The 2422-nt window shown below is 72.8% G+C and carries 4 protein-coding genes; 3 read left to right on the top strand and 1 reads right to left on the bottom strand.

Annotation, left to right across the window (positions count from 1 at the left end; all coding sequences use genetic code 11):
* Window positions 1-248, top strand: a 248-nt coding sequence (locus tag AB0C29_RS43630) for a helix-turn-helix transcriptional regulator (RefSeq protein WP_360833577.1), incomplete at its 5' end; no start/stop codon positions are given.
* Here the strand turns inward: AB0C29_RS43630 and AB0C29_RS43625 are convergent.
* Window positions 184-744 (bottom strand): ferritin-like domain-containing protein, encoded by a 561-nt coding sequence (locus AB0C29_RS43625; RefSeq protein ID WP_360833574.1) that lies wholly within the window; start codon window positions 742-744, stop codon window positions 184-186. The genes AB0C29_RS43630 and AB0C29_RS43625 overlap by 65 nt on opposite strands.
* A 207-nt stretch (window positions 745-951) precedes the next feature.
* Here AB0C29_RS43625 and AB0C29_RS43620 point away from each other — a divergent pair, with 207 nt between their 5' ends.
* Window positions 952-1257, top strand: coding sequence for an antibiotic biosynthesis monooxygenase (locus tag AB0C29_RS43620; protein WP_360833572.1), 306 nt, complete (start codon window positions 952-954; stop codon window positions 1255-1257).
* Between the two features lie 43 nt (window positions 1258-1300).
* Window positions 1301-2284: an alpha/beta hydrolase gene (locus AB0C29_RS43615; protein ID WP_360833570.1), complete on the top strand. Its 984-nt coding sequence runs from the start codon at window positions 1301-1303 to the stop codon at window positions 2282-2284.
* The last annotated feature ends 138 nt before the right edge of the window (window positions 2285-2422 follow it).

Genomic DNA, 2422 nt, shown 5'->3' with positions numbered 1-2422 from the left:
GGGCGGCCGGGCATCGGCCCGCCCGGCCGCCGGAGGGTGAGCTGAGTGCCCTGACCGCCCAGGAACGCCAGATCGCCCAGCTGGCGGCGAGCGGACTGAGCAACAAGCAGATCGCCGAACGGCTGTACCTGTCGCACCGCACGATCGGCGCCCACCTGTACCGGATCTTCCCCAAGCTGGGCGTCACGTCCCGCGCCGGGCTCCGGGATGCGCTGTCGCCGCCTGCTGATGGGCAGCCTGGGCGCTGAGCCGGCCGGCCTGGTCCTCCTTGTCCTCCAGCAGCCGTTCCAGCAGCCGCCGGGTGGTGGGATCGTCGGCGCCGACCCAGCGCACCGCCTCCTGCAGCGTCTGGACCAGGATCCGCACGCCGACGAGGTTCTGCGTCACGACGGCGGTCGCGTCGCCGTCCGGGAAGGCGCGGAAGGCGATCCGGGACCGGGCGCTCAGGTGCTGCGGGTCGTGGTCGCCGGTGGCGCCGAGGTCCCGGATCCGCGCCGCGAGCAGCCGCCCGCTGTCGCGGTCGTGCTCGGCGCAGGCGCGGAGGAAGTCCGCCAGCGGTCGCGCCGAGGGTGCGGGGACGGCCACGGCGTGCTGGTCGTACTGCAACGAGGACACGAGCAGGCTGGCCAGCAGCACGTTCAGCAGGCGGGTGGTCGCCGTCAGGTCGGCCCGGTTCGACGGCGTCACCGGCCCGTCGTCCAGGTCGAACAACGCGCGGTCGCGGACCTCACGCGTCCGCAACACGGCCGGCTGCGCTGCGGTTTCCCGTCCTGATGGCCTCGTCACGCCTTCGATCGTCGAGCACCGCCCGCCGCCGCGCATCTGTCAGATGACCTAAGCCGTACCGGCCGCGATCACCGCGGATCCGGCAGTCGGATGACTGAGCAAGATCCGTCCGGGCGCCGCCAGATTGGGAGCTGCAACCAGCGGCACCGATCGAGGAGACCTCCGATGACCATCAACCACGGCTTCCACGCCACCATGACCGCGCAGCCCGGCAAGGGTGACGCGGTGCTCGCGTTGCTGCTCGACGCGCCGTCACTGTCCGACGACGACTGTGTCGTCTTCCTGGTCGGTCGCTCGGCCGGCAACCCGGACGTCGTGCACGTCACCGAGGGCTGGACCAGTGCCGAGGCGCACAGCCGGTTCTTCGCGACCGCCGCGGCCCGGGAACTCGTGGCCGGGCTCCAGCCGCTGCTGGCCGGCGAGTCGCAGTACACCGACGAGGTGCCGGTCGGCGGCAAGGCCGCGCTCTGAGCACCCCCTCCCCCGCGAACCCTTCCAGCGACAGGACTTCACCATGACTGAGCACCGTCCACCCTTCGACCCCGAGCTGGGCCGGCTCCTGGCCGGGCTGCCACCCGTACCGGAACTCACCACCGAGGTCCTCGCCCAGATCCGCCCGTACTCGTCGGGACCCGTCGAACCCCTGCTCGCCGGCCGCGCCGTCGACCGGCGCGAGGTCAGCATCACCGGTACGGACGACACCCCGATCGCCCTGTCGATCTTCAGCCCGTCCGGTGGCGCCCGTCCCACCGCCGCACCGTGCGTGTACTGGATGCACGGCGGCGGCATGGTGATGGGCGACCGCTTCGCCCAGCTCGACATCCCGCTGGAATGGCTGGACGAGTTCGGCGCGGTCGTGATCTCGGTGGAGTACCGGCTGGCCCCGGAGCACACCGGCACGACCCCGGTCGAGGACTGCTACCGCGGCCTGCTCTGGGTCGCCGAGCACGCCGGTGAGCTCGGCATCGACCCGGCCCGCATCGTCGTGGCGGGGACCAGCGCCGGTGGCGGCCTCACCGCCGGGGTCGCCCTGCTGGCCCGCGACCGGGGCACCCCGGCCCTGGCCGCCCAGGTGCTGATCTGTCCCATGCTCGACCACCGCAACAACACCGTCTCCAGCCACCAGTACGCCGGCGGTCCGGGCGTGTGGACCCGCGAGATGAACGCGTTCGGCTGGCGGTCGCTGCTCGGCGACCTCGATCCCGGCGCCGTGCCCGTGCACGTCTCCCCCGCGCTGGCCGATGACCTGTCCGGCCTGCCGCCCACCTACCTCGACACGGGCTCGGCCGAGGTGTTCCGCGACGAGGACGTCGCCTACGCGACCCGGATCTGGGCGGCCGGGGGCATCGCCGAGCTGCACGTCTGGGCCGGCGGTTTCCACGGGTTCGACGCGTTGTACCCGCACGCGCGGTTGTCGGCCGCGGCCCGCCGTACCCGTACCGAATGGCTCTCCCGGGTCCTGGACCCGGCCGACGCTGCGCAAGGAGCCGTGCGATGACCTCCGAGCACCGTGCCGCTTTCCTGCACGAATTCCTGCGTGACCCGTTCACCGTCGCCGCCGTCGCCCCCAGCGTCGGCCCGCTGGCCGAACTCATCACCGCGCCCGTGCCCCGCGGCGGCGACCCGGTGGTCGTCG

Origin of the sequence: Actinoplanes sp. NPDC048791 (assembly GCF_040650095.1) — a bacterium.
Taxonomy (GTDB): Bacteria; Actinomycetota; Actinomycetes; order Mycobacteriales; family Micromonosporaceae; genus Actinoplanes.
Note: the sequence above shows the minus strand (reverse complement) of the source record. Positions and strands in the feature narration are given on the sequence as shown.

What these genes read in the sequence shown, in the direction of transcription:
- AB0C29_RS43615 (WP_360833570.1), top strand. Translation starts at nt 1,301, where the DNA reads ATGACTGAGCACCGTCCACCCTTCGACCCCGAGCTGGGCCGGCTCCTG.
- AB0C29_RS43620 (WP_360833572.1), top strand. Translation starts at nt 952, where the DNA reads ATGACCATCAACCACGGCTTCCACGCCACCATGACCGCGCAGCCCGGC.